This is a genomic window from Hymenobacter qilianensis, from assembly GCF_014489555.1.
Classification (GTDB): Bacteria; Bacteroidota; Bacteroidia; order Cytophagales; family Hymenobacteraceae; genus Hymenobacter; species Hymenobacter qilianensis.
Window position 1 is genome coordinate 894,797 of the sequence record NZ_CP060784.1, and the last position, 26,129, is coordinate 920,925.

General features: G+C 55.1%; 30 protein-coding genes and 1 pseudogene. 7 read left to right on the forward strand and 24 right to left on the reverse strand.

Annotation, left to right across the window (positions count from 1 at the left end; all coding sequences use genetic code 11):
* The first annotated feature begins 4 nt into the window (after positions 1-4).
* From H9L05_RS04115 to H9L05_RS04130, 4 genes are all read left to right on the forward strand, one after another.
* Complete coding sequence (locus H9L05_RS04115) at positions 5-961, forward strand: FKBP-type peptidyl-prolyl cis-trans isomerase (protein WP_187733137.1); 957 nt, start codon at positions 5-7, stop codon at positions 959-961.
* A gap of 75 nt (positions 962-1,036) precedes the next feature.
* The gene (locus tag H9L05_RS04120; RefSeq protein WP_187733138.1) at positions 1,037-1,531 is read left to right on the forward strand and encodes an FKBP-type peptidyl-prolyl cis-trans isomerase; all 495 of its coding nucleotides are present in this window, start codon (positions 1,037-1,039) and stop codon (positions 1,529-1,531) included.
* Positions 1,532-1,590: 59 nt separating this feature from the next.
* Entirely contained in the window at positions 1,591-2,154 is a 564-nt protein-coding gene (locus H9L05_RS04125) for an FKBP-type peptidyl-prolyl cis-trans isomerase (protein WP_187733139.1), read from the forward strand.
* Entirely contained in the window at positions 2,151-2,576 is a 426-nt protein-coding gene (locus H9L05_RS04130; RefSeq protein WP_187733140.1) for an FKBP-type peptidyl-prolyl cis-trans isomerase, read from the forward strand. Before H9L05_RS04125 ends, H9L05_RS04130 begins: the two co-directional genes overlap by 4 nt.
* 81 nt (positions 2,577-2,657) lie before the next feature.
* Here the strand turns inward: H9L05_RS04130 and recO are convergent, their stop codons facing one another.
* The 5 genes from recO to H9L05_RS04155 all read right to left on the reverse strand — a co-directional run bounded on the left by recO (position 2,658) and on the right by H9L05_RS04155 (position 7,170).
* Complete coding sequence (recO, locus tag H9L05_RS04135) at positions 2,658-3,380, reverse strand: DNA repair protein RecO (protein ID WP_187733141.1); 723 nt, start codon at positions 3,378-3,380, stop codon at positions 2,658-2,660.
* A gap of 195 nt (positions 3,381-3,575) precedes the next feature.
* On the reverse strand, positions 3,576-5,120 hold the full coding sequence (gene porZ / locus H9L05_RS04140) for a type IX secretion system anionic LPS delivery protein PorZ (RefSeq protein ID WP_187733142.1): 1,545 nt from the start codon (positions 5,118-5,120) through the stop codon (positions 3,576-3,578).
* On the reverse strand, positions 5,111-5,941 hold the full coding sequence (locus tag H9L05_RS04145) for a PorZ beta-propeller-like domain-containing protein (RefSeq protein ID WP_187733143.1): 831 nt from the start codon (positions 5,939-5,941) through the stop codon (positions 5,111-5,113). Before H9L05_RS04145 ends, porZ begins: the two co-directional genes overlap by 10 nt.
* A 97-nt stretch (positions 5,942-6,038) precedes the next feature.
* Positions 6,039-6,668 carry a thymidine kinase gene (locus H9L05_RS04150; protein WP_187733144.1) on the reverse strand — a complete coding sequence of 210 codons (630 nt, stop codon included), beginning with the start codon at positions 6,666-6,668 and terminating at the stop codon, positions 6,039-6,041.
* Positions 6,669-6,843: 175 nt separating this feature from the next.
* Entirely contained in the window at positions 6,844-7,170 is a 327-nt protein-coding gene (locus tag H9L05_RS04155; RefSeq protein WP_187733145.1) for a 2Fe-2S iron-sulfur cluster-binding protein, read from the reverse strand.
* A gap of 35 nt (positions 7,171-7,205) precedes the next feature.
* Here H9L05_RS04155 and H9L05_RS04160 point away from each other — a divergent pair, with 35 nt between their 5' ends.
* Entirely contained in the window at positions 7,206-7,520 is a 315-nt protein-coding gene (locus tag H9L05_RS04160; protein WP_187733146.1) for a hypothetical protein, read from the forward strand.
* Positions 7,521-7,528: 8 nt separating this feature from the next.
* Entirely contained in the window at positions 7,529-8,509 is a 981-nt protein-coding gene (locus H9L05_RS04165; RefSeq protein WP_187733147.1) for a hypothetical protein, read from the forward strand.
* A gap of 88 nt (positions 8,510-8,597) precedes the next feature.
* Here the strand turns inward: H9L05_RS04165 and rodA are convergent, their stop codons facing one another.
* From rodA to purH, 6 genes and pseudogenes are all read right to left on the reverse strand, one after another.
* On the reverse strand, positions 8,598-9,890 hold the full coding sequence (rodA, locus tag H9L05_RS04170; RefSeq protein ID WP_187733148.1) for a rod shape-determining protein RodA: 1,293 nt from the start codon (positions 9,888-9,890) through the stop codon (positions 8,598-8,600).
* Positions 9,891-9,942: 52 nt separating this feature from the next.
* Entirely contained in the window at positions 9,943-11,775 is a 1,833-nt protein-coding gene (gene mrdA / locus H9L05_RS04175; RefSeq protein ID WP_187733149.1) for a penicillin-binding protein 2, read from the reverse strand.
* A 106-nt stretch (positions 11,776-11,881) separates the two neighbouring features.
* On the reverse strand, positions 11,882-12,409 hold the full coding sequence (locus H9L05_RS04180) for a hypothetical protein (RefSeq protein ID WP_187733150.1): 528 nt from the start codon (positions 12,407-12,409) through the stop codon (positions 11,882-11,884).
* Positions 12,406-13,320 carry a rod shape-determining protein MreC gene (mreC, locus tag H9L05_RS04185; RefSeq protein ID WP_187733151.1) on the reverse strand — a complete coding sequence of 305 codons (915 nt, stop codon included), beginning with the start codon at positions 13,318-13,320 and terminating at the stop codon, positions 12,406-12,408. The genes H9L05_RS04180 and mreC overlap by 4 nt, the downstream gene beginning before the upstream one ends.
* Positions 13,321-13,445: 125 nt before the next feature.
* Positions 13,446-14,471 carry a rod shape-determining protein gene (locus tag H9L05_RS04190; RefSeq protein WP_166074171.1) on the reverse strand — a complete coding sequence of 342 codons (1,026 nt, stop codon included), beginning with the start codon at positions 14,469-14,471 and terminating at the stop codon, positions 13,446-13,448.
* A gap of 243 nt (positions 14,472-14,714) precedes the next feature.
* A pseudogene (gene purH / locus H9L05_RS04195) lies at positions 14,715-16,249 on the reverse strand (bifunctional phosphoribosylaminoimidazolecarboxamide formyltransferase/IMP cyclohydrolase).
* A gap of 198 nt (positions 16,250-16,447) precedes the next feature.
* Between purH and H9L05_RS04200 the strand changes: the two are divergent.
* Positions 16,448-16,627 (forward strand): hypothetical protein, encoded by a 180-nt coding sequence (locus tag H9L05_RS04200; protein WP_187733152.1) that lies wholly within the window; start codon positions 16,448-16,450, stop codon positions 16,625-16,627.
* A gap of 161 nt (positions 16,628-16,788) precedes the next feature.
* Here H9L05_RS04200 and H9L05_RS04205 read toward each other — a convergent pair whose 3' ends face one another.
* The 13 genes from H9L05_RS04205 to ccsA (H9L05_RS04260) form a co-directional block, all read right to left on the reverse strand.
* On the reverse strand, positions 16,789-17,370 hold the full coding sequence (locus H9L05_RS04205; protein ID WP_187734179.1) for a BamA/TamA family outer membrane protein: 582 nt from the start codon (positions 17,368-17,370) through the stop codon (positions 16,789-16,791).
* On the reverse strand, positions 17,367-17,999 hold the full coding sequence (locus tag H9L05_RS04210) for a hypothetical protein (RefSeq protein WP_187733153.1): 633 nt from the start codon (positions 17,997-17,999) through the stop codon (positions 17,367-17,369). The genes H9L05_RS04205 and H9L05_RS04210 overlap by 4 nt, the downstream gene beginning before the upstream one ends.
* Positions 18,000-18,110: 111 nt before the next feature.
* Entirely contained in the window at positions 18,111-19,028 is a 918-nt protein-coding gene (locus tag H9L05_RS04215) for a geranylgeranylglycerol-phosphate geranylgeranyltransferase (protein ID WP_187733154.1), read from the reverse strand.
* A gap of 135 nt (positions 19,029-19,163) precedes the next feature.
* The gene (locus H9L05_RS04220) at positions 19,164-19,358 is read right to left on the reverse strand and encodes a cold-shock protein (protein ID WP_133274106.1); all 195 of its coding nucleotides are present in this window, start codon (positions 19,356-19,358) and stop codon (positions 19,164-19,166) included.
* A gap of 137 nt (positions 19,359-19,495) precedes the next feature.
* Positions 19,496-19,999, reverse strand: coding sequence for a KdsC family phosphatase (locus tag H9L05_RS04225; protein ID WP_187733155.1), 504 nt, complete (start codon positions 19,997-19,999; stop codon positions 19,496-19,498).
* A 103-nt stretch (positions 20,000-20,102) separates the two neighbouring features.
* A complete protein-coding gene (gene iscX, locus H9L05_RS04230; RefSeq protein ID WP_133274108.1) occupies positions 20,103-20,339 on the reverse strand; it encodes a Fe-S cluster assembly protein IscX in 237 nt (78 codons plus the stop codon).
* Between the two features lie 133 nt (positions 20,340-20,472).
* Positions 20,473-20,805 carry a 2Fe-2S iron-sulfur cluster-binding protein gene (locus H9L05_RS04235; protein WP_166075151.1) on the reverse strand — a complete coding sequence of 111 codons (333 nt, stop codon included), beginning with the start codon at positions 20,803-20,805 and terminating at the stop codon, positions 20,473-20,475.
* Positions 20,806-20,868: 63 nt separating this feature from the next.
* On the reverse strand, positions 20,869-21,705 hold the full coding sequence (locus H9L05_RS04240; protein ID WP_187733156.1) for a Rossmann-like and DUF2520 domain-containing protein: 837 nt from the start codon (positions 21,703-21,705) through the stop codon (positions 20,869-20,871).
* Between the two features lie 191 nt (positions 21,706-21,896).
* Positions 21,897-24,335 (reverse strand): cytochrome c biogenesis protein CcsA, encoded by a 2,439-nt coding sequence (gene ccsA / locus H9L05_RS04245; protein ID WP_317175101.1) that lies wholly within the window; start codon positions 24,333-24,335, stop codon positions 21,897-21,899.
* Complete coding sequence (locus H9L05_RS25805) at positions 24,296-24,502, reverse strand: hypothetical protein (RefSeq protein ID WP_317175102.1); 207 nt, start codon at positions 24,500-24,502, stop codon at positions 24,296-24,298. Before H9L05_RS25805 ends, ccsA (H9L05_RS04245) begins: the two co-directional genes overlap by 40 nt.
* A gap of 110 nt (positions 24,503-24,612) precedes the next feature.
* The gene (locus tag H9L05_RS04250) at positions 24,613-25,041 is read right to left on the reverse strand and encodes a cytochrome c maturation protein CcmE domain-containing protein (protein ID WP_187733157.1); all 429 of its coding nucleotides are present in this window, start codon (positions 25,039-25,041) and stop codon (positions 24,613-24,615) included.
* A gap of 85 nt (positions 25,042-25,126) precedes the next feature.
* Positions 25,127-25,354 (reverse strand): CcmD family protein, encoded by a 228-nt coding sequence (locus tag H9L05_RS04255; RefSeq protein ID WP_223284726.1) that lies wholly within the window; start codon positions 25,352-25,354, stop codon positions 25,127-25,129.
* Complete coding sequence (gene ccsA, locus H9L05_RS04260) at positions 25,335-26,021, reverse strand: cytochrome c biogenesis protein CcsA (protein ID WP_373285372.1); 687 nt, start codon at positions 26,019-26,021, stop codon at positions 25,335-25,337. The genes H9L05_RS04255 and ccsA (H9L05_RS04260) overlap by 20 nt, the downstream gene beginning before the upstream one ends.
* Positions 26,022-26,129 lie beyond the last annotated feature (108 nt).

Below are 26,129 nucleotides of genomic sequence, written 5' to 3' on the forward strand. Positions count from 1 at the left end.
TTTCATGCTTTTTCAACGCAATTTCCTGGGCTTGGCGCTTGCCGCCGGCATTTTGGGCCTCGCTTCCTGCAACAAGGGCGGCGGTGATTTCACAAAGGCCAAATCCGGCTTTGAGTACAAACTTTTCAAAAGCGAAGGTGGCAAGTACTCCGAGCGTGAAGTAGCCCCCACCGGCGACCCAACTTATAAAGACCGTTTGGGCAAGATTCTGGCCCTCAACGTAGAGTATCGCACCGCTAAAGACTCGGTCCTCTTCAACTCGCGCAAAGCTCAAATGGGCGTACCGATGCGCATTAAGCTGGAAGAGCTGAAGACAAAAGGTGGCTTGGAAGAGGCGCTCTCTTTGCTTCAGCCCGGCGACAGCGCCGTGTTCCGCTTCAACGTGGACACCATTTTCGCTAAGTCTTTTAAGGCTCCCGTACCGCCTTTTATGAAGAAAGCCGGCAACACGATGACCATGTTCGTGAAGGCCGACAAGCTTCAGAGCGAGCAGGAGGCCATGGCCGACCAGCAGAAGATGATGGAGGAGCAGCAGAAGAAAATGATGGCGTATGCTGAAGAGCAAATCAAGAAAGACGACGTCATCCTGCAGGACTACATCAAGAAGAACAACCTGAAGGCCGAGAAATCTCCTTCCGGCATCTACTACGTAGTAAACAAGGCCGGTACCGGCGCTAAGCCCAAGCAGGGCCAGACCGTGGCCGTGACCTACAAAGGCTCACTGCTCGACGGCAAAGTATTCGACTCGTCGGAGAAGCAGGGCGGTAAGCCAATTGAGTTTCCGTTGGGCGTAGGTCAGGTGATTCCAGGTTGGGACCAGGGTATTGCCCTGCTCAACAAAGGCACCCAGGCTACGCTGCTCATTCCTTCTACGCTCGGCTACGGCCAGCGCGGTGCGGGCGCCGACATTCCCGCTGATGCCGTGCTCCGCTTCGATGTAGAGCTGGTCGACGTAAAGTAAAAAGCCCCCCAGCCGTCGTGCGCGGGCCTTTGGGCCGGCCACGACGGCTTTTTTTATCATCCATTTTTTGCCTTTATGATTCAGTTGCTCAAGCGCTCCCTCTTCTCCCGACTCGCCATTCTGTTGCTGGCCAGCGTACCGCTGCTCACGGCTTGCGAGAAAGAAACCGACTATGTACAGGAGGATGAGAAAATCATTCAGGAATACATAGCGCAGAATAATATTGCCGGCGCGCAGCGTCAGGAGTCGGGGCTGTACTATGTGCCGACGGTAGAAGGAACAGGTGCAAAGGCTAAGCCCGGACAAACGGTATCCGTGCATTATGTGGGCACTTTACTCAACGGCCAGGAGTTCGACAACTCCGTGAAGCGCGGCAAACCAATTGATTTTCAACTGGGTGTAGGTCAAGTTATTGCTGGCTGGGATGAAGGCATCGCGCTGATGAACCAAGGTGGCAAGGCTATTCTGCTGATTCCTTCAGCTCAGGCTTATGGTCCGCGCGGGGCTGGTGGATCTATTCCGCCAAACGCAGTACTGCGCTTCGATGTGGAGCTGGTGAGCGTTAAATAATCAGGTGCGGCAATACGTTATAAGCTTAGCTGGCTACTTCTAAACACAAAGGCGATACGATGATGAAGACTTTTTCCAATTACCCTTTGCTTAACCGCCTGTTATTGCTGTTACTGGCTGTTGGGCCCTTTTTGGCTGCCTGCGGCGATACCGAAACGGAAAAATACGCTAAGCGGCTGCGTGCGCAGGAAGAAGAATATAAGGGAAAAGACGAGATCAAGATTCAGGCTTACCTGACCAGCAATAACATTACGGAATTCACTCGCATGCCTTCGGGCCTGTTTATGATTCCGATTGTAAACGGCACTGGTCCGCAGGTAAAGGCCGGCAACCGGGTAGCGGTGAAATATCGGGGTACGTTTCTGGAAAATGGCGTTGTGTTCGACAGCTCCTTCGACCGCCGTATTCCGTGTGACTGTGGCGAGTTTCTGATCGGAAGCGGCGAAGTAATTAAAGGCTGGGATCAGGCCTTCGTGGAAATGAAGAAAGGCGACCGCAAAATGCTGATTATTCCCTCCTACTTAGCCTACGGGCCAACCGGCAAGCAAAACGCGACCGGCTCGTATGATATCCTGCCCAACCAAGTGCTCATTTTCGACGTCGAAATCACCGAAATTCGGTGAAAAAGCCCACCACCCCACTTCGCTATTGGCGCTTGGCGCTGCTTATCCTGCTTTTAAGCAGTGCAGGGCGTAGCCAGGCCCAAGCGCCGGCCGATACAGTTCGCACGGCTTCTGGCGTGCGCTACTACATTCATCAGCCCGGCAAAGGTGCTACCGCCAAGGTGGGCGATAAGGTGACGGTGAACTACACGGGCTTTTTGCCCAATGGCAAGCTCTTCGACTCATCGGCTTCGGATGGGCGCCCGTTGCGCTGCCGCGTGGGTCGTGGCGAAGTGATCAAAGGCTGGGAGGAAGTGTTGCAGCTATTACCTGCCGGGAGCCGGGCCCGCGTCTGGATACCCGCCGCGCTGGCCTACGGGGCTAAAGGTGCCCGCAACCCCGACGATGACAGCCGCTACCTTATTCCCCGAATACCGATCTGATATTCGAACTGGAAATGGTGAAAGTCAACAAATAAAAAAGCCCCCAGCGACGCTGGGGGCTTTTTTATGGGAAAAAGGGTGCTATTCTCCCAGCACCTCCGACAGCACGGCCAGAGACCGAATGTCGCCGAGCTTTTCGATGTGGAGCTGATAGTAGCGAATGAGTACAGCCAGCAGTTCGCGGCGGACACGTCCATTGGGCACGGTAGCCGTGGCGGGGTCGCGGAGCAACTCGTCGAAGTAATGGTCGAACTCACGGAAACGCAGTATCGTGGGGCCGCTGCTGCTCGTGGCGGGGTTGCTGGCTTCCCCAGCGAAAGCAACCTGAGTCGTTACCTGCTCACCAGACAGGATGCCGAAGCCCAAATAAGACGCCAGCTGAAGCAAGAACACGAGAGCAAAGTTCTCGTAGCCAGTGGTTTGCTTATCAAAAGCCAGAATAGAATCGTGGAGAAAAGTGAACAAAGGCTCGTTTTCTTCTTCCTCAAACACAGTACGGCTCACCACTTCCGACAAAAACAGCACGACACTGCCCTTGCGCACATCATAAGGAATGCTGGCAAACTGCTCGGCGCAGCGAAACTCTGATAAGCGTGTAATGCCGCCCGCCCGCGAGGTGTAGGCCACCAAATCAAGCAGGGTAAAAGGCTGGAACAAGGCAATGCGCCCCGGCGGCTTGGCCTTGCGCACACCGTTCACAATGTAGGTCTGCAAACCCAATCGCTCGGTATATATCCGCGCAATAATGCTGGTTTCGCGGTACTTAATGTAGCTCAGAACCAAGCCACGCGTTTTTATAAGCATTCTCTGTTTTATGTATTATTAGCTATACGAAGTAGAGACGCGTATTCGCGTCTAATCGTTGAAAGACCGGTACTGCGCCAACTAAACAATGTCAGCAACGATTAGATGCGAATACGCGTCTCTACCACGTTCTTGTATTTACCCTTTAAATTGGCTTTTGGCGATAATTAATTAACACCGAATCACGGCAATAAATCACCGCGCTACCACCGCTATTTTGCTTATGCAGGCGTTTTTGCCATCAGCATCAGATGACAAAACCATGTATACTCCCGACTGCACTTTGCGGCCATTATAATCGGCTAGGTTCCAGGTGAGGGTGCCGCCGTTGGCGCGGGTCTGGTAAACGAGTTTGCCGCTTACGTCCGTGATTTTGATGACTGCGTTATTGGCCAGCCCCGATATGCCTACCTGACCCGTAAAATCGGTGCGGACCGGATTGGGGAATACTTTGCCGCACGCCGGCTTGCCTTCCGTAACGGTGGCTGACCCACGATAAGAAACAACCCCGGCATCCGTTACAACAAATACCTCCCCCGTGCGGTCGTTCACGGCCACATCCAGAATACGATTGGAAGGCAGCGGACTGTTGGCGGTGGTGAAATTGAGCAGCGCTTCATCCACGCTCTCCGTGAATAGCCACAAGCCCCGATCGGTGCCAAACCACTTGCGGTTGGCGCCATCCACGGCCACGCACCGCACTACATCGCTATTCAACGCCGGAAAGTTGAGGCTGGCTTGTGGCCCGCGCTGAATAACAGGCTTTAGAAATGCCTCCGCCGAACCAGCTACAAAGGTCTGACTAGGGTCGGTGAGCACAGCCACGCCCGCACTGGTTGTCACCCAGATACTCCCTTGCCGGTCCTTCACCATATCATAGATATCGTTGGAAGGCAGGCCGTTGGCCGTGGAGAAATAGCGCGGCGTGCGCGTGTTTTCGTCGTAGGCAATAACGCCATTGCCCGTCGGCTGGCGTGATGTAGACAGCCATACGTATCCATTATTGTCGAGCACAATGCCATTGAGGTTCTCGACTCCGGCAAAATATGGCAATGAGCGCCATGTGGTAGCTACAGGATTAAAGATGTGCACGCCAGGCACACCCGCAAACTCATGCCGGTTCACTACCCACACGTTCCCCTCCGCATCAGCAGTCAGGTCGGTAATACGAGTGTAGTTCGGGTCGACGTTAGGGAATTTAGGCGGAGCCAGCGCCGTCCTTAACGGGTTGCTGCCGCTTCCAAAGGTGAACTGACGAAAACTACCGGGGCCCTTCCATTCTAGTATGCCATTGCCGTAGCTGCCAATGTACAGCGTGCCATCGGGGGTGCGCACGCCGTGGGATGGGTCCTGAAAATTAGGGTATTGGGTGCGGTCGGGGAGCGTTTGGGGCGTGATGTTGGTCCACTGCCCTTCCTTGTATTCATAGAAGCCGCCGAAAGAGCCGTTTTGTAGAAAACGGTCGGAAAAACCGCCGCTAAAGACGTTCGTGATGCCCGTGCGCGCATCGCTGTACACACTGAACGCTCGGGCGCTGGCGGGCGCGTTCGTTACGAATTTCTCAAACTGCTGGGCACCGGTTGTTTTTACTAAACCATTCTGAAAATCGGCCACGTAAAACGCGCCATCGCGGGAGCGGGCAGCAGCCCGCGTATCACGCAGCAGCGCATTGCGATAGGTCCGAATAGTGCCGCCCGGGTGGTCGAGTACCGACAGGTTATCCAGCCCAACTACCAGCAATCCAGCCCGCGAGGCCGTAAGCTGCCGAAATTGCCCCCAGCGAAGCCAGCTACTGGTTGCCAGCCTTTGCCTGCTCCGGGGCCGCCTACAAATCGGTACAGTTGGTCGCCATTGGCCCCCGCGTATACTTTCTCATTGTAGGTGGCGAGCGTACGAAACGGATTGCCAGCCCGCGCAGGCAGATCGATGGTCCAGTTGCGGAAGTTGGCGAGGTTATCTGTCAGGCGGCCCCGCAGGAGGCCCGCTGAGGTAGCAGCATATACCGAGTCGCGGAGCACGGTGCTGGCGTAGACTTGCACCGCCTGCCCGCCCGGGCCGATATTGACGTAGGTATCACGCACTTCCAGCCGCGTCATATCGAGCACGACCAAGCCGATACTACATGCTAAATAAGCGCGGGGACCACTAAAATGTATGTGATTAACGGTTTTGGCTTGGGTAATCTGGGCCCGCAGAATATCTGTAATGTTCTGAATAGAGCCATTGGCCCGCAGTACATCCAGGTTGCCGCTGTTATAGGCTATCAGCAGTTGCTGACTAACCGAATCGTAGGCTACCGTGCTGACGCCTACGTCGTTGAGCCCGTCGCGGCGGGAAAGCAGACGGGTTGTGTTTAGCTCCTTATCGAAGTAGAAGAAAGAATTTTCGGTGGCCACATACACCCGCTTATCCGCATCAGTTACCGCTTTGGCCTGGTTGGTGGGCAAATGCAGCTGCCAGTCGCCAAAGCCTACCGGTCCCTGAGCAACAGCCGAGGTCAGGCTACAAAGCCAGACAGCAACGAAGCTGAGCCAACGGCAGGTACGGAGCAGGTAGGTCATTGGCGGAAACTGGAGATAACACGAAGTCTAACTTGTAGCTGCGACGTAGCAGGGCAAAAAAGCCCCCAGACCTTGCCCGGAGCCACGCTGGTTCTGGCTACAGAGATTCGTGGCTGGCGGCAACCCGCGTTGGAGAGCTTTTTTCCTTCATTCCCTCCAAAAAGCAGGGGCGACAACGCGCTTCGTACGAATCAGTTTCGCCGAGCAAAATCTTATCCTGGGAGGCTGCTATACGGAATGAATACGAAGCCAGCTCGCCGCAGCACATGCACACGGCGTGTACCTTGGTTACGTATTCGGCCACGGCCATAAGGGCGGGCACCGGACCAAAGGGCTTACCGGCGTAATCCATATCGAGGCCGGCCACGATAACGCGGGTACCCCGGTTGGCAAGCTGCACGCACACTTCCACCAGCGACTCGTCGAAAAACTGCGCTTCGTCGATGCCTACTACATCGCAGCCGCTGGTCATGAGCAGAATTTCCTGGGCCAAAGCCACGGGCGTCGAGCGAATGCTGTTCGCGTTGTGCGATACCACATCGTGCTCATGGTAGCGGGTATCAATAGCGGGCTTGAAGATTTCAACGCGCTGCCGGGCAATAGTGGCCCGGTTTAAGCGACGAATCAATTCCTCCGTTTTGCCTGAAAACATGGAGCCGCACACCACCTCGATCCAGCCCCGGCGAGGAGCCTCGCGGTTGGTGCCGACGCGGGGTTCTAGAAACATAAGGTCTTACTATGAACAGCCAGCAGCGAATGATCTGGCTTTGCTTTAAACCTCTAAAGTAAGGGTTTCAGCGTGGAGCTTCAAGAACGGCACCCCGGAAATATCTTCCGCGTAGCGCTAGGCACCTGTGCGTTACCCACTTCTCAACTTTGCTGCCGCATACGATTCTTGAGCGTTATTCGGAGCTGTATGTTACGTGCGGCAGCTTGGTAGCCTCGGGCACACGGGCCGTTAATTCACCCTCAAGCAAACGGGCTTGACACGTGAGCCGCTCATGGGACAGCAGACGACCGGCACGACGGTAACGCAATTCTGCATCGGTATCGGGCGTTAGGTTTTCCGCGCCGCTAAGCACCTCCAAACGGCAGGTGGTGCAGCGGCCTTTGCCGCCACAGGCGTGCATCCAGTCGTGGCCGGCGGCATGCAGGGCCGCCAGCAAAGTGGAGCCAGCGGGCACCGCCACTACAGCGCCCGGCAAGTTTTGCACCGTCAGACTAGGCATCTTTCCTTAAATTGCCGATTGAATCAGGATCTAAAATGAAGGACAAATATAGCCACGCCAAGCGCGAACACTACGGCCGTCGGCTGGCCGCTCACCTCTGCGACCAGCATTTTGGCCCCCAACCCACTGCCACACTCGATGGTCCGGCGGTATTGCGTTTCACCCCTATCCGGCAGGTAAATCTGTTGGTAGTGCAGCAGCTGCTGGCCCAATGGACCGCCGAAATGGGCCGGCTGCGCAGCCCCTACTTCGACTTTGAGGCGCCCGACGTGCGGCAGGCGCTCACCCAGTTTATGAACACGCTTTCGCGCCGTATACGGCTGACGCGGGGGCTTTTGAGCCCTTATTAGCCCGGGCCGTGGCCGACACGCTCGGGGTAGTGACCGATCCGGTGCTGACGTTTGAGGAGAAGCTGCTGGGCGACCAACCGACCGCTACGGCTGCCCAACTGCGTGATGCTTTGCGTTATCTTGATCTGAATAAGGACTTGTTCGCGGAGTTCGTCGACAGCCTCTCACCAGATGCGCCGCTGGAGCGCGATTTTCTGCTGGAGCGCTTCCGGCTGCACCAGGAGGCTACATACAAAGGTCATCAGCTGATGGAAAGGCTGGTAGCGGAGCTTAGCGCTTTGCTTCCGCTAACTGAGGCTGACTTATGGGCCGATGGCCCCGTACGCGCGCCCGCGGTGCCCGTTGTGGAAGCGCCACGTCCTGCGCCTGTACAGGCGGAGCCTGCGCAGACTGCAGAACCTGTGCGAGTTGCAGAGCCCGCCCGCGTGGTAGAACCCGTGCGTACTGCCGAGCCTGTAGCAGCTGCGGTGTCGGCAGCACCGGCACCGACGCCTGTTCCGGTGCAAAATGCCCCCCAGCCGTCGGTAGCAGCACCTACTTTCGTGCCCACGCCCGCCTTTGTACCTACACCAGCCCCGGTGCCCAAGCCAGCTCATGAACCGAGTGTAGCGCCTGCCCGTCCGCTGACGGGAGCAAGCCCGACCAGTGTACCGCTCTACGAAAAACTAAAAGCGGAGCGCTCTGCTACAGCCCCGCTCAGCGAAACGCTGCGGCCGGAAAAAGCCGGGGCTACACTGGCCGAAAAACCCCCCAAAGTAGAATCTCTGCGTGAGGCCATCTCTATTAATCAGCGGTTTGGCTTTATCAACGAGCTGTTTAATGGGGAAAACATGGAGTATCACACCGCCATTCAGCACCTCGATACCTTCAACGATCCTGAGTCGGCCAAGCGCTACGTGACGCAGGACTTGGCCGCCAAATACGACTGGACGCGCAAGGAAGAGCACGTCGGCCGGCTTCTGAAGCTCATTGACCGCAAGTTTGCGTAGAGTTAGAGAAGCACAAAAAAGGCCCCCAGCAAATTGCTGGGGGCCTTTTTTGTGCACTGCATGATTATTTATAAAGCTCTGCTTCTATTTAGCGCACCAAATCCTGCTTGCGGTAGGCGTCGATGGCCAGCATGATAAACAGCAGAATGGTAAAGGACCAGAGCGAGGAGCCACCGTAGCTGAACAGCGGCAGCGGAATACCTACCACCGGCGCCAAACCGATTGTCATGCCCACATTCACGGCGAAGTGGAAGAAGAAAATACTGGCTACGCAGTAGCCGTAAGTTCGCCCAAACACCGATTTCTGACGCTCCGCCACGTATACCAGGCGCATCAGCAGAGCCATGAACAGGATGATAACTACTATACTGCCCATCCAGCCCCACTCCTCGCCTACGGTACAGAAAATAAAGTCGGTGCTTTGCTCGGGTACGAAGTCGAACTTGGTTTGGGTGCCTTCCAGAAAGCCTTTGCCCATCAGTCCACCCGAGCCGATGGCAATTTTGGATTGAGTCACGTTCCAGCCCACACCCAGCGGGTCGGCCGACGGATTAATTAGCACCTCGATGCGTTTGCGCTGGTGGGGCTGGAGCACCTGATTAAAGAAAAAGTCGACGCCAAATACCATCCCGACTACCACCGCCCACACGCTCAGGGCCAAGGGTAAATGGTGGCGCATCACCCGCGAATTGACCAGAAAAACGCCCCCCAGAATAAGGGTGATTCCGCCGATAAGCCAGAGTTTGGGAATCAACAAAGCCAGAATCAGAATGACGCCCGCGGCGGCCAGCACGATGAGAATGAGCGGCGACATACCCTCGCGAAAGTAAGCCAGCAGAAACGCGCCGAACACGAGCGCCTGACCGGTTTCGTTGGAGGCAATAATGAGCAAAGGCGGCAAAAGGGTCATGCCGGCCAGCACGGCTTGGTCGCGCCAGTTCTGATGACGCAGATTGATGCCGGCCATAAAGCGTGATACGGCCAGGGCGGTGGCAAATTTGGCAAACTCGGCCGGCTGCAAGCGCACCGGCCCCAGCTCCAGCCACGACCGCGAACCAGCAATGGGCCGCGCGATGAACAGTGTGACGAGCAGCAGCAAGACCACCACGGCGTAGAAAACGTAGGCAAACGTATCGTAGGCCTTGTAGTCGACGACGACCAGAATGACCATCAGCACCACGGCCGTCCCGATCCAGATAATCTGTTTAAACCAGTTATTGGCCATTAGCTCCTGGAAGCTCTGGCCAGCGAAACCGAGGGGCGCATCGGGTGAGTAGCTGGCGGCGTACACGTTGAGCCAGCCCAAGCCCACCATCAGGGCATAAATGCCGATGGTTACCCAATCGAGGCTGCGACTATATCTGGCGGGTGAAGAGGACATTTTGGGCTATTCAAAAACTACTGTACCGGGCGCTGACTATCTCCTGGTTTCGTCAACGCTTTCGGATAAACTTGGAAGCATCTCCCTCTAACCAGGTTTCCCACTGCGTGCGCTCAACTTTGCGGCGCAGGTATTTCTCGATCATCAGGGAAGCCATAGGAGCCGCAGAAGTGCCCCCAAAACCAGCATTCTCAATAAATACAGCAATGGCGATTTGAGGATCCTCGGCGGGCGCGAAGGCAGCAAAAGTGGCGTGATCGGGGCCGTGGGCATTTTGTACAGTACCTGTTTTGCCCGCTACCGAAATACCGAACTGGGCCAGACTAGCCAGATTGCCGGTGCCGCCGCGGCCTTCTACCACCGCCTGCATACCCGGAATAATGGCGTCGAAATGCTGGGGGTCAATATTCGTGTAATGGCGCTCCCTATACTCTGGCAGCGGGCCGCCCTGGCCAATACCACGCACGAAATGAGGGGTGTAATAATAGCCGCGGTTGGCAATAATGGCCATTATGTTGGCCATCTGCAGACCGGTAATTCCGATTTCGCCCTGCCCGATGCTTAAGGAATAAATCGTGCGAAAGTTCCAGCCGTGACGGCCGTACATCTTGTCGTATAGTTCCGGCGATGGAATAGAGCCCTTCCGCTCCGAACCCAGATCGACACCTAGCTGCTGGCCCAGCCCGAATGACATTACCTGCCGGCGCCACTCGGCCAGGCCCAGGCGAGCATCTTCCTTGGGGTTGCTGGAGCGGCCACGCATGATGGCGGTACGCATCACCTGGTAGAAATACGGGTTGCAGCTCTGCTTGATGGCAATGCCGACATTGGTGGGCGGCTCGTGGCGGTGCGTACACTTCACCAACCGCTGGTTGCACGGAAAACTCGTGTAAGGCGTCACCACGCCCATTTGCAACGCAACCAGCTCGTTTACCAGCTTAAATACTGAACCTGGCGGGTAAGTTGCCATCAGGGGACGGTTGAACAACGGCCGCTCGGGGTTATTGAGCAGGTCCATATAGCGGTTGCCCATGCCCTTGCCGCTGAGCCGAGCCGGCTCGAAGTTTGGAGCCGAAACGAAGGCAAGGATTTCGCCCGTTTTAGGATCGAGAGCTACGATGGAGCCCCGCTTCTGGGCCATGAGCATTTCCCCGTATTGTTGCAGTTCGCTGTCGATGCTGGTGTGTAAGTCTAGTCCAGCCACGGAAAGCGTATCGTACTCCCCATCCCGGAAGGCGCCTTTCTCAATACCGCGCACATTCACCATGCGATATTGCACCCCGCGCCGCCCCATTAGCGTCTTCTCGTAGAAAGACTCTAAGCCCGTGATTCCCAGATTGTCGCCTGCAATGTATTTGGCGTATTTGGGGCTTTCTAGCAGCTTAGGGGTAATGGCTCCTACATAGCCCAGGGCGTGCGCCAGATTCTCCGTTTTGTAGGATCGGGCCATGTGCGCCCTAATGCTGAAGCCCGGAAAATCGATCAGATTATCCTGAATAGCAGCCAGCTCCGGCGTGCTCAGGTTCTGTATCAAAGGCGAGGCTTTTACCCGCGAATAGGTTTTGGCGGCTGTTAGAGCGAGGCGAAACTCCTCTACTGGCATCTGGAGAAGCTCGCACAAGCGGACGGTATCGAGCTGTTTTATTTCGCGGGGCACCACCATCAGATCGTATACCGGCGTGTTTTGCACTATCAGCTTCCCGTTGCGGTCGAAGATGAGGCCACGATAAGGCACCTGCACGATGCGCTGCAAGGAGTTGCGGTCGGCGGCCAGCTTATAGCTGCCGTCGAGCACTTGAATGTAAAACAAGCGCGCCGCAAATAGCAGGGCCACGACCACGAAAATGGTCTGCACCACATACTTACGGCCTTCAAGGTATTGCACGAAAGAAACTGGATAAAATGCCCCCAGCCTAGTATCTGGGTCTACAAAGGTACACAACACAAAGGCTCACTGTCTAGTCCGTAAGACCAGTGGCCCACCCCGGCTCCTACCTACTGCGCCTTCGCGACGGGAAGAACAGCATCTGCACAATCAGCAGCGTAATGCCCGTAAATAAGGTGCTTACTATCACTTTAATTAGCGTAACACCAATGATTTGAAAACTGCCCAATTCAAGCAGAAAAAAGGCGAGATGGTGTATGCTCACCAGCAAAATTAAGTAAACCAGAAACCATTGCCAGCCCATCAGGTGCACATTTACTGCGTCATCGGAATCGTAGCCGTCGCGAGGCGTAAGCAGGCGCAATACCCAAGGTCTTAGGTACATAACCAGTACCGCGGCGGCGGCATGCACCCCGCCCGTATCGTAAAATATATCCATGGTGATGCCCACCATAAACCCCAGAAGCAGCTGCACTACAATAGGAGCGGTAATGGGCAGAAACAGCAAGAAGCCTAGGTAAAAAAAGCACCAACCCAGATCAAACAGCACCAGCTTGCTGGCCACCAGCACGTGCAGCAGCACGTACAGCACCAGCAAAATCAGGTGTAATACTAGTCCGCCGGCTTCTCTCATGGCTTTAGAATCTCGTCTTCTTCCTCTGGTTTAGCACCGGCCCTGGCTTGCAGCGTGTCGCGCTCCGCTTTATGGCGGCTATTTACCACGTACACGTAGGTGAGGCGCGAAAAGTCCACAGCCAGCCGTACGCGTATCGTCCAGAAATCCTTGTCTGGCTCCTTGCTGAAGGCGTCAATTGTACCAATCATCACGCCCTCCGGAAATACAGCATTGTAGCCGGAAGTCAGAACGGTATCGCCACGTATCAGCTCATTCTGCCGCGGAATCTGATCGAGGAGCACGTGGGCCGCGTCGTCGCCCAGCCACTTAATACCGCCTTCGGTACCGTCGCGCTTTATCTTGGCTGAAATAACTGTTTTAGAATGCAATACGGAGGTGGCCGTAGCATAATGCTCACTGGCTACTTTCACCCGGCCCACTACGCCATCAGCAGATAGTATGCCCATGCCCGGCCGCACGCCCTCGCGAGTGCCGGCATTGATGGTTATATAGTTATCCACCCGCCGGCGGGTGCTGCTTATCACGCGGGCCGGAATGAGTGGGTAATCAGGATCGGTGGCGGGTAGCTGGCGCAGACCTAACAAGATGGAGTCACGGCGGGCCGGGCGCAAAGGCTCAACGGGCGCGAGACTATCGGGCAGGCGGCCGGCTAGGTCGGGGCGGTACAGCTGCTGGCGCAAAGCTGCATTCTCGGCCACCAAGCCCCGATTTACGTCGACTAGCCGAAAATAATCCAGCACCTGGGTGCGTATTTCCAGCACCCGGCCGGCGTAGGCATTGGCCGAATTGAAGAATGCGGCCCGCTGGTACGAGCTATTTCTAATCAACAAATACAGACTCAGCACCTCCAATAGCCCGAACACCAGGATGCCCCGGTAGCGGAAAATGAAGGTGAAAAGATTACGCACAGGAAAAGAAGCAAAGAGTTAAATGGTTGAGCTTAACGTAGCAAAAGGCTGGAGACTAAATGACTGGCTGTTCAAAAGCAGAACAAGCAACCATTTAACCCCCAGCCATTTACTTGTTTAGCTGCCTACGAGAGAAGAACACTACGGAAACCCTGCAAGTTCTTAATTGTGGCCCCTGTGCCGCGCACTACAGCGCGCAGCGGATCTTCGGCGATGTGAATCGCGAGCTTGGTTTTGGCTGCCAAGCGCTTATCGAGGCCACGGAGCAATGCGCCGCCGCCGGTAAGGTGAATGCCGTTGTCGTAAATGTCGGCCGATAGCTCTGGGGGGCTAATTTCCAGGGCTTTCAGTACCGCTTCCTCAATTTTGGCCACCGACTTATCCAAGGCAATAGCAATTTCAGAAGAAGTCACTTTGATCACCTTCGGAATACCCGTCATCAAGTCGCGGCCCCGGATTTCGTAGTCGGGAGGTGTAATGTCCAGCTCGGTGAGGGCCGCGCCCACTTCGATTTTGATTTTCTCGGCTGAGCGCTCACCAATCAGCAGGTTATGCTGACGGCGCATATAATCCAGAATATCCTGATTGAATACGTCGCCGGCCGTCTTGATTGACTGGTCGCAGACGATACCGGAAAGGGCAATTACCGCGATTTCAGTAGTACCGCCGCCGATGTCGATAATCATGGAACCTACGGGCTGCTCCACGTCAATGCCAATACCGATAGCGGCGGCCATCGGCTCCTGAATCATCCAAACTTCCTTAGCCCCGGCGTGCTCAGCGGAGTCGCGTACGGCGCGTTTCTCTACTTCCGTAATGCCCGACGGAATGCAGATAACCATGCGGTGGGAGGGCTGAAACAGACGATTGCGCGTGTCAATCATCTTAATCATGCCCTTAATCATTTCCTCAGCGGCGTGGAAATCGGCAATTACGCCGTCCTTCAAAGGCCGAATGGTGCGAATGTTGTCGTGGGTCTTTTCGTGCATTTGCTGCGCTTGCCGGCCCACGGCAATTACTTTATTGGTTGTGCGGTCTTTGGCAATGATGCTCGGCTCATCCACCACGATTTTGTCGTTGTGAATGATGAGGGTATTGGCCGTTCCCAGGTCAATGGCAATATCGCTGGTGAGGAAGTTAAAAAAACCCATTGATTTTTACGGCAATTAGAAGATAATGCGCGGGTTGCGCCACGCAAATAGGGGGCAAAAGTACGGAAGTTTGACGGAAGCGCTACCAGTAAAAATTAAGACCACCCGTAGTCAAACCGGCCCTCTAACGAAAAAAGACCGCCGGAATTGTGGCAAAAAAGCCCCCAGTATTCCTGGCGGCCTGGTAATGCTTACTTGAGCGTCACGCAGAAAACATTACATGACGCTCTATATTCCAGACAGTTAATGTTTGAAATGGCGCACACCCGTCATCACCATGGCCATACCGAGCTGGTCGCAGGCGGCAATGCTGTCCTGATCTTTGATGGAACCACCCGGCTGCACTACTGCCCGGATGCCCGCCTGGCCGGCAATCTTCACACAGTCGGGGAAGGGGAAGAAGGCGTCGGAGGCCATGACGGCGCCTTGCAGGTCGAAGCCGAACGCTTTGGCCTTTTCGATGGCCTGCTTTAGCGCATCTACGCGCGAGGTTTGGCCTACGCCGGAAGCCAGCAACTGGCCCGGCCGCGCCAGTACAATGGTATTGCTCTTGGTATGCTTGCAGACTTTGGCCGCGAATACCAGTGCCTCGGTTTCTTCAGGCGTCGGAGCCGATTTTGTTACGACCTTAAAGTCAGCGGCGGTTTCGGTCTGGCGGTCGAAATCCTGCTCCACAATGCCGTTGAGAAGGGTTTTGATTTGCTTTGAGGGCAATTTTACCGGCTTCTGGCGTAGCAGAATGCGGTTCTTCTTGCTCTGCAGGATGGGCAGCGCCGCCTTGTCAAACTCCGGGGCAATGAGTACCTCAAAAAACAACTTATTTAGCTCCTCGGCTGTGGCCTCATCTACGGGCTTATTCACGATGATAACGCCTCCGAAGGCCGATACCGGGTCGCAGGCCAGGGCTTGCGCGTAGGCATCGTGGAGCGAATGGGCTTGCGCTACGCCGCAGGCATTGGTATGCTTGAGAATGGCGCAGGCGGGCTGACCTTCCTCAAACTCAGCCATAAGAGCCACGGCAGCGTCTACATCTACTAAGTTGTTATAGCTCAGCTGCTTGCCATGCAGTTGGTCGAAAAGCGCAGATAAGTCGCCGTAGAAGGTGCCGGCCTGATGCGGGTTTTCGCCGTAGCGCAGGGGCGTGGCCGGCTGCCGACTTAGGCGCAAAGATTTGCCCCCCAGGTCGGTTCCCTGGCTTACGTAATTGAAAATCTGGGTGTCGTAGTGCGAGGTGGCAGCGAAAGCGGCCGCGGCGTACTGCCGCCGGTCTTCCAGATCAGTAGCGCAGCTCTTCTGCATGAGAAGCTCCGTCACAGCTTGGTACTGGTCACGGCCACTGACCACGAGCACGTCACGGAAGTTTTTGGCAGCGGCCCGCAGCAAGGAAATGCCGCCAATGTCAATTTTCTCGATCACGTCGGCCTCCGGCGCGCCCGAAGCTACCGTTTCCTCGAACGGGTACAAATCCACGATTACCAGATCGATGGGCGGAATCTGGTGCTGCTCGGCCTCCTGGGCGTCGCCGGCTTCGTGGCGGCGCTGCAAAATGCCACCGAACACTTTTGGGTGCAGCGTTTTGACGCGCCCCCGAATACGGCGGGAAAGCCGGTCAGGCTTTCTACGGCGGTTACTTCAGCGCCTTGCTGCTCCAGAAACTGCTGTGTTCCGCCCGTAGAGTACAGTTTCACGCCGTGCTGCTTCAGCACCGCTATCAGCGGCTCCAAACGGTCTTTGTAATAAACAGAAATAAGCGCGGAGCGAATGGGCTGAGCTGGCATGGCAAAGGGGTTTGGGCTAAAAGAATGACAGTACGAAGGTAGGCTACCACCTTTGCCCCCACCAAATTCTTTGGGGTACGGAATTATGATACCGCCTTTACTTATCACCAGCGCCTCACTGTAACTGCCTTTTTTTCAATACACACCAAACCAGTAACCGCGCACCACAGTTGAGCTACGTCTATCCTACTGTTGTGTATGCTGGCCGAACAGTTCTCAGCGCATGTTTTGTCTGTTGCCGCTTCTACGGCTGGCTTACCAGCGCCCGCAGAAGCGGCGGCGCAAGTTCCGGCGTCGGGTCGGGAAGGCGGCTTTCCGGTGGCGGAATGCGAGTGGCTGGTATGGTTTAGGCGGTGGCAGAACTGGCCACACAGCTAGCAGGCAGACTTATAAAAAGATCAGAGCAAGCTGTAGAGCCGGAAGATGCGTGATACATCAACAATTTAGATTTCGCACTTAAACTTCCTGGCAGTTGAATTTCACTAAAAAGCCCCCAGCCGAATTAACGGCTGGGGGGCTTTTTTGGCCGAAGAGAAGTATTAAAACGCCTCGCCTACCGCGAAGTAGATGCTCGGTGCCGTATCAGTGCCGCCGGCATAGTCAAGGCGGACGTTGAGGCGGTCGCGGCGGTTGAAGCGGAAGCGCAGACCGCCACCACCCGCGAATTTGGTACCGTCGAACGTGTAATCAGAAAGCTTGTATCCTACCTGTCCGGCGCTCATGAAAGCAGCCGCGTCAATGCGCCAGAACAGCTTCTGGCGAATCTCTGCTTGAAAGGTCATCATCTGCCGGTCGCGGAAGCGGGTTTCGTAAAGACCGCGCATCAGGTTGGCGTTGTTGTAGATAGCGCCACCCAAATTGGCCCCCAGGCCGCCCATTTCCCGAAATGGCACGTCGCCGGTATGGAGCTGGGTGAGGTATTGCAGGGCCAGAATCGTGTTGTTGGAGCCGAACAAGGGCTGAAAGTGGCGGGCATCCAGCTGGTAGCGCGTAAACTTAAAGTCGCTGCCCAAGGCGCCGCCATTCACCAGCACATGAGCATCCACGAAGTTGCCGCGGTAGGTGGCCAGCACGTTGTCGCGACCATCGTAGAGCAGCGAAGGACCGATACCTGATATCAGCGTATTCTCCCGCTCGCGGGGGAAATGCGGAAATTGTCGCGCAGGAAAAAATTGGTGCCGCCATCTCGGGCAGTACCGGGGGCCGTTATATCCGTCAGGCTGGTGAGACGGTAGCGCAGACCCACAAACAGATTGGGGGCGATGCGCGGCATTACCTTCTCGTCAAAAACGATCAGCTTAAACTCCAGATCCGACTCGGCATCCTCTCTGTTGTCGTTGCCCACGCCGTAGTAGAACAGCTTCTGGTCGTAGCGGCTCAGCTCGCCCGATAAGAACAGCTTTTCGCCAGGCGTAAAGATGGTGTGCGTAAGCTGAATGGTGCTTTGCTTTTCCTGGCTAAACCAGGCAATCAGGCGCGCGTTCGACTTGCGTACTGTGGTATCGGTACCAAAGCGCCACACGGGCAGAATGGCTGCTCCAGCTGCAAAGCCTGTTTCCTGCTGATAAAAGGCTATCGGCACCGGAATAAAGCTGGGCTTATCGCTGGGAGCGAAGGCTGATTTGCGCGGCTGTTTGAGGCCGGGTGCCGGAGCGGTGGTAGTAGTTGAATCGGTGGGGGTAGTAACTTGCGCGAAGGCGCCGGGGGCTGCCAACACACTCAGAGTCAGCAGCGAATAGAGGAAGCGCATAAAATGGCTTGGTAGAAAGTATGGATAAACCGAGCTCCAGCACAAACCCACCCAAAAGGTAGTAAAAGGCATTCAGTTTTCAACGCTAACGGTTTAGCTAGCCAAACGGTTTTAGATGCCGCCCGCCATCCACAGCATAGAAAGCACACCCGCGAGCATAATCCACTTGCACCAAGCACTCAGCGTGGTAAAATGCAGCCGGCGATCGGCGCGCAACAGGCGCCACGACAGCCCCAGCAATGGCACGAATACAGTAAGCACCAACCATGAGCCGAGCCATTGAGCTTGCCCAAAAAACAAGGCCTGCCCGCTGGCCGCGCCAATCAGCACCAGTAAGTTTAGGAGAAAGAACCCAGCTACCCACTTGGTGCGCGCCACGCCCCACACAATGGGAAGCGTCAGGCATTTGTGCGCGGCATCGCCGCGCATATCCTCCACATCCTTAATGATTTCGCGAACTACTGTGAGCAGGAAAGCAGCCAATGCGTACACCCATACTTCCGATTGGCCAGTGCGTAGTTGCAGTTCCGGTAGCAGCACCAAAGCGCCTGTGAGCGTGGCAATGCTCAGGTTGCCTACCAACGGCAACCGCTTAAACCGAGCTGAATAGCCCCACAGCAGCAGCGCCGAGCCCACATGCACCAGCCCCAATAGCGGCGACAGCGCCCCGGCCACCAACACGCCGATTCCGGTTAGCACCAGGTGCGCCATCATCGCATGGCGGCGGTTAACGACGCGCCCGACTACCAGCCGCCCGGGCCGGTTGATGCTATCTATCTTGACGTCGTAGTAATCATTGATGATATAGCCGGCGGCCGCTACGCACAAAGAAGCCAAGATAAGTAAGCCAAATGAGGACGTGAGGAGCGGCAGCGGCGACGGGAGCAGGCAGGCCCGCACCAGCAGCAGACACAGCCCCATGAGCAGCAGGTTGGGCAGGCGCACCAGCCGCATGACCGGACGCCACCCACGCGGCTCAGTAGCCCCTGGTGCGGATGCAAATGCGGCGGACCCAGCGGAAGACTGCATAACTAGAAAAACAGAGAGGCCCAGTAAAATGCCCCCCACAAAGTAAACCGGCAAATATCTCCCCCAAGCACTCAAAAAGAAAGCCTCTTCATAAAGGAAGAGGCTTTCTGGAAAGTAAAATTCAAGTAGGAAAACCTACACGCGCTTTACGTTTACCGCATTTACTCCTTTGCGGCCTTCCTGCGTTTCGAACTCAACGCGGTCGTTCTGTTGGATTTGGCCCCCGTTAAGACCGGTAATGTGTACGAAGAAGTCTTCCTTCGTATTGTCATCTGTAATGAAGCCGTAGCCCTTCGACTCATTAAAGAATTTTACGGTTCCTGTTTTCATGCAAAAAATAAAAAATGGGTTGAATGGATGATGGGGTAAATATAAATGGATTTTAGAAAAACACAACTCGCCCCCACCAATAGTCCAAACTAAATAACTGCCCCCTTACTCAGCCGTAACGCCTGCATTTCTAGGCACTACCAGGTTTGCTGAGCTCGCATCACGGCTTCGATCAGCTCGCGGACGGCACCGTGGCCACCGGGTAGCCCCGACACGTAGTTGCTGATGTCGCGCACGTCGGTGGCGGCATCGGCAGGACAGGCGGCGATGGCGCACCGGCGCATCACTTCCACGTCGGGCCGGTCGTCGCCCATGTAGGCAATGTGGGCCGGGTCGAGGCGGTGCAGGTTGATGTAGGTGTTAAAGATTTTCATCTTATCATCCACGCCCAGATAGATGTCGCGCACGTCCAACGATTCCAAGCGCTTGCGGACCCCTTCTTCCTCTCGGCCCGAAATAACCACGATCCGGTAGCCTTTAGTCAAGGCATACCGAATAGCATAGCCGTCGCGGATGTGGAAAGCCCGCGCCTGCTCGCCCGAGTTAAGGGCCAGCATGGTGCCATCGGTAAGCACGCCGTCTACGTCAAGTATAAAAGCCTGAATAGCAAGCAATTTAGAAGGAGTAATGGTTGTATCCATCGTATAATAAGAATGGTTAAATGGACGGAGGTTAAATGGCTGATCGTTCGGGCATCAGAACAATTAACCATTTAACCTCCAGCCATTTAACCATATAGAGTATTTATTGATTATCACGCCATTCGTACACCCACTTAGCCTGAATCTGCTCCAGGTGGCCTTCGTTGGCTTGTTCGCGGGTGCCCTCGAAGTTAGGCAATGTGAGCACCCATTCCAGCAGTTCGGTGAAGCGGATGCGGTAAATTTTTGCCTCCGTGAAGTCATCGCCAAACTTTTCATAGAGTGCAATGGCGATATCCTCGTGGTCGCTCCACTTAATGGGGGGCTCGAAATGATTCATATCTGGGCGTTGAAAAGTTCAGAGGGTTGACAGGCGAAAGTTTACGAGTTGAGAATATAAAAAGCTGGCTTCACCTGACTTATTGCAGTTTTCGGCTTGCTGGCGCTTTTTCTCCCAACTTTCAAACGTAGCCTTAGTGGCCCAGGAAATCCTGGGGTGGAATAAGGATAACCAGATCGTTGCCCTCGGCCTGCACTACGCACTGGCAAGCCAGGCGAGAGTTGATGCGTGGATTTACGGCGCGGTCGATGAAATCCTCCTCTTTATCAGAAATTTCGGGTAGCTCATCTTCGCCCTGGAGCACGTATACGTGGCAGGTGCTGCAACCGCACACACCGCCGCAGTTGTGCTGAAGCTGAATGTCGTTGTTGAGGGCCACGTCCAGCACCGACTCGCCTTGGGCTGCTACGTGAGTCTGCGCGGGCTGGCCATCCTGAAACTGGAAGGTGATGTTAATGGTATTCACAAAGTAGGGTTCTGGGGGGCAATTGCGGGCACGAAGGTACGCACCACCGCTCCCTTATCAAAGCTACAACTCTGTCTCGTTGTTTGGCACCACGAAGGGCAATTGTTGCTGAATACTGTCGCTCAACGACTTATACAAAGCCAGCCAGGCCGGATGAGCGGTTAGCTCCGCCTGATGGCGAACCAGCGTAGGCACATCACGGCGGGCAGCGGGCCCGGTTTGCACGCTGAAAGGCGGGGCAGCTATGGCTTTTTCCACGGTTTCGCGCAGTAAGGGCGCCAGTAGCTCAAAAGGCAGGTTCGCCTCTGATAGTAAGGCATGGCTGATGCCTAGCAGGTGATTGGTAAAGTTGCTGGCAAATACGGCCGCTACGTGTAGGCGCTGGCGTTGAAGAGTAGCCACCGGCTGCACCAAATTGCTCAGACTATGTCCCAAGGCCATCAACACTGTTTGCCCGGTTTCATCGGCAGCTTCAATACAAAGCGGTACGGTTGCCCAGTCTATCACGCGGCCGGGACTAAAAGTTTGCAACGGATAAAAAACACCGCCTCGCACTTTAGGGTAAGCCTCAAACAAACTCAGTGGCAAAGCACCCGCCGTATGAGCTATCAAAGCACCAGCCGGGAAATTAGCCCCGGCCAATACCTCCGGTACAGCCGCGTCGGGTACTGAAAGCAGGTATAAATCGGCGGGCGGCTGAGTCCTGAAATCGAGGCTGGGGCTAACCACTGCGCCGGATAGTTGGGCAGCCAGGCTTTGGGCGCTAACTGCCGTTCGGCTCCAAACCGAGACGACCTGGTGGCCAGCTTGTAGCAACGCGGGACCTAGTAGGCTAGCCACACGGCCGGCACCAAGCAAGGCAATACGCTGGGGGGCAAATATGGGCTGAAGTGTGCTCATCGGACGCAAGAAAGTGCTTAATCCCCTGATTCTGTTGTCCCGCCAGCAAAACGTCCGTTCCCAGCCGCAGCGTCAGATTTGATGGATGGCGAAGTCATCGTTATGCGTAGGATTAGCCACATACAGCAACTTATCCACAAAAAAAGCCCCCAGAAAGCTTCTGGGGGCTTTTTTTGTGGATAAGCTGTTTATTAAGCCACCGATTCCGCGCGGCGCGGCGCGGGTGCCTTTCTAATGGTGCTTTTGTCTGTGGGAGCAGGCTGAACGGAATTTTCGCGCAGCTCGCGGCGGCGCTTGGCGAAGGCCATTCCAAATCCAACCGTCATGAGCAGCGTGCCGCTCCAGAGCAGATTGATGAAGGGCTTTTCCACAGCTTTCAGGATGATATAATCCTTAGCCGTAGTACTGACGCCGAAGGTGAACTTGCCCTTCTCAGGATCTACGTTGATGAAAGACAGACGCAGGCCCAGGTCTTCTACCTCATCGGGTACGCGGCCAATAAGCCGGTCGCGCACTACAAACATGGGATGCACGTGGTACTTTTTCTTTTCTCCATGCACGATAAAATCGCCCTGAATAGCTAAGTCGCCCTTTTTCAGGCCTAAGCCGGCCGTTTGATGAGCAGGCTCGATGGCCCGCAGCACTGCGAAGTAATCGTTCAGGAAAATGGTGTCACCCACGGTGATTTCGTGCTCTTTCACCTCGGTCCAGTCCTTTTCCTTGCTCGGATCGGGAACGGTGCTGATGTGAGAGTAAATGTCGTGGTCAACGAACTGCTTGAGCGCTGGTGAAGCCAACAAGCCCATCTCTTCATTCACCTGAGCCCGGGGGAAAAGCGTGAAGGCTTCCTGCGTTTCGCGGTCTTTGTACTCAACGCGGTAATAGGTATTCTCAGGGCGGATTTCGAGCGTATCACCAACCTTGTAATAGGTCTTGTCCTTGATTTTTATGTCGCCGCGGGCAATTACCTTATACTCATCATCGGTACGATAAATCAGCTCCTTATTAACGTACTCAGGCATGCCGGGCACCTCAAAATACTGGCCGGTGTAGCTTACATCGTATTTGCCCATCGGAGCTATTTCGTTGCGCCAGAGCAGTACGTTGTCGCGGTTTATCTCCTCCGGAAACTCACGCGAGTACACAAGGCCCGATACGTTCGCGGAGATAATATTGGAATAGCCCGCCGAGGCCAGAATGCCCAGCAGCATCAGCGCTACACCAATATGAGCCACACCCCCACCCGATATACTTACGCGCCGCATCATTAAGCTGAGCACCATTCCCAGGTTGGCCAGCACCCCAAACAGGGCTGCCGTGAGCAGCAGAATATAGGTCGGCTCCATCTGAAGCTTGTTGTAGCGCACCAGCAGAATAACCAGCGCCGCCCCCAGCAAAGTCAGAATACCGGGCACTGCCAGCGAGTTCATCAGGCTTTGCTTGTCGTTTTTCTGCCACCACATCACCTGCGCCAGGCCCGACAGCAAGGCCACACCCACGCCGATATACAGCTGAATCTTGGTGTAGTGCGCAATCTGGTCGGCGGGTAAAGCCAGGTTAGATTTGATGCCCAGGAAGCCCAGGAAAGAATTGTAAACGGGAATGCTCGTTGTTACCAGCACCTGGAAAGCGCCGAGGCACAACACGGTAGCCCCCACAAATACCCACAGCTCAGCATTATACGTTGTCAGCTCTTTCTCGGAAATTGGGATGGTCTTCCAGCGCCACACCAGCATGCTGATAGCCACTATAAAGAAGAAGCCCATGTAAATCAGCAGCTGCCCAGACAGACCTAAGTCGGTGAAGGAGTGCACCGAAGCATTGCCTAACACACCACTGCGGGTGAGGAAGGTAGCATACAAAATGAGCAGGAAGGTGGCGATGACCAGCACAAAAGAAGTGCGCAGGCCCAAGCGGCTGCGCTTCCACAATATCATGCCGTGGATGGAAGCCACCAGCACCAGCCACGGAATATACACGGCGTTTTCAACCGGGTCCCAGTTCCAGTAGCCGCCAAAGTTCAGGGTTTCGTAGGCCCAGTAAGCGCCCATCATCACACCCACGCCCAGCACCAAGGCGCCCAGCAGCGTCCAGGGCAAAGCGGGCTTCACCCACTTGCTTAATTCTCCTTTCCACAAGCCAGCTATAGCAAATGCAAATGGCACCAGCGTAAGCGCAAAGCCCAAAAAGAGTGTTGGGGGGTGAATTACCATCCAGTAGTTCTGGAGCAGCGGGTTCAGACCAGTACCATCTTTGGGAATAAAGTTGGGATCGTTTTTCCAGACAGGCAGATCAACGAGGAAGTCGCGCAGCAGAATAAACGGCGACGAGCCAATTTTCAGCTCGCCTATTACGACGCCCAAGATCATGGAAGTCAGGAAAAGCTGCACGCCGGCAAACACCGTCATCACAGGCGCTTCCCACTTCTTATTAAAGCGAATGATGGCTACGCCCAGCACGACGTGCCAGAATATCCAGAGCAGGAAGCTACCCTCTTGCCCTTCCCAGAAGCAGGAAATCATGTAGTACACCGGCAAATGGTTGCTGGAGTGGCTCCACACGTAGTAGTACTCGTACCGGTGGCCATAGATCAGGCTAAACAAGCAGCCGATAATGGACAGCACCGCCACGCCGTGCACCAAAAAAGCCCCCGGCCCAAGCGCCGCCAGACAATATCGTCGTCGCCTAAGGGGCGGCGGCTGGTTGCCATGTAATAGGCATACGCCGCCACGATGGCGGCCACAAACGCTATGATAACACTTAAGTGTCCGAGGTCGCCGATGAAAGTATTGAGCATTTCTTTTTAATTAATAATTAAGAATTAGCGATTAAGAATTGATGCTTGAGTTTTGAAAGCACTGACAACCAATGTGATAAACTCAACTACTAACTCTTAATTGTTAATTACTAATTGATGGCGGCCGTTGCGCCTTTCACTTCTGTCTCCACGTACTTGGAGGGGCACTTCAACAGGATCTTATCGGCCACGAAGATGTCGTTACGCATTGCGCCGGTAATCACTACCTGCTCCGACTTGTCAAAATCCTGGGGCTTGGGGTTGAAGTAGATAACCCGCTGCGCAATCCGGTTGGTATCAACCAGCGTGAAGGCGAAGTAGTTAGGATCGAGCGTAGGATTATACTCCAAGCCCGTGATGTTTTTCTGATTGTCGCGGGGTAGGCGGCCTACTACGTGTACTTTGGTCAGGTTGCCTTCAGCAGCGCGCTCACGGGCTTCCTTGAAGGATACATACACGCTGGCATCGCCGGCCGCGCTCATAATGATACCAATAGCAATGGCAATTACCGCGATGGCGAGAATGTGGGTTTTTTTCATGTTGCGAAGAGTGCGGGTCGGTTAATCTGAACAACTAAAGCCGGATGAAAAATCCTTGGGGGGCAATTTTAGATGAGTAACTCGTTTAGCGAATCTCTTTTTCCAACCGGCTCACTTTGCGGTCGAGGGAAATGAGGTAGCCAATCAAGCCAATGACTACAATTAAAATCACGGCAACGACCACGTAGATCTTGCCGCTTTGGCGCAACGCATCCGCCATTTCAGGGGTGTCGGCAGTTTGCGCAACGGCTCGCCCAACGGTAGCAAGCAGCGTCAGCAGGAGCAAAAAGGCGTTACGCCAGCTGTTTTTCATACATCTTCTGTTTGAGAAATTCGAGGCGGCTACTCACTTGAGTAATCCAGAAGCCAATGAGCGTCCAGCCGATGACGGCGGGATAGAATACCATGCGCATGTTGCTATCCAGGTCATAGTTGCTAAAACCAGGGTTGCCGCCCGCGCCAGGATGCAGCGAATCGGTGAGGCGCGGCAACACGAAAAGCAGCGGAATGGCCGCCGCAAACGCAAAGATATTGTACACGGCGCTGATGCGCGCCCGCTGCTGCTCATCGGTAAAGGACGAGCGCAACACAATATAAGCGCCGTAGATAAGCATCGCAATGGCGGCCCCATTCAGGCGCGGATCGGACGTCCACCAGGCGCCCCAGGTGTAGCGCGCCCACATGCTGCCCGTGGCTAACCCCAACATTCCCATCACGATACCCGTCTTGGCCGACTCGTGCGCCAAGGTGTCGAGGCGGGCAGTGGGCGTGCGGAGGTAGCGGATAGAGTAGTAAACCGACGTGGTCAGAATAATGGTCATGCCGAACCACATCGGCACGTGGAAATAGAGGTTGCGAATGCTTTCGTTCACGATATCCAGCCGCGGCACTGGCACCAACAACCCCGCTACTACCGTGTACAATACCAACACGATAGCAAGCACTTTCCACCAGTTTCTTTTTAGAGACATGAGAAGCAAAACGGTGAATGGAAAAACAAGCCCGAAGACTTGCCAACTAATCCTGCTGCAAAACAACAAGCTGACACGGTAATTTGTGACGACTTGCGGGGGGCTTTTTCTTGATTA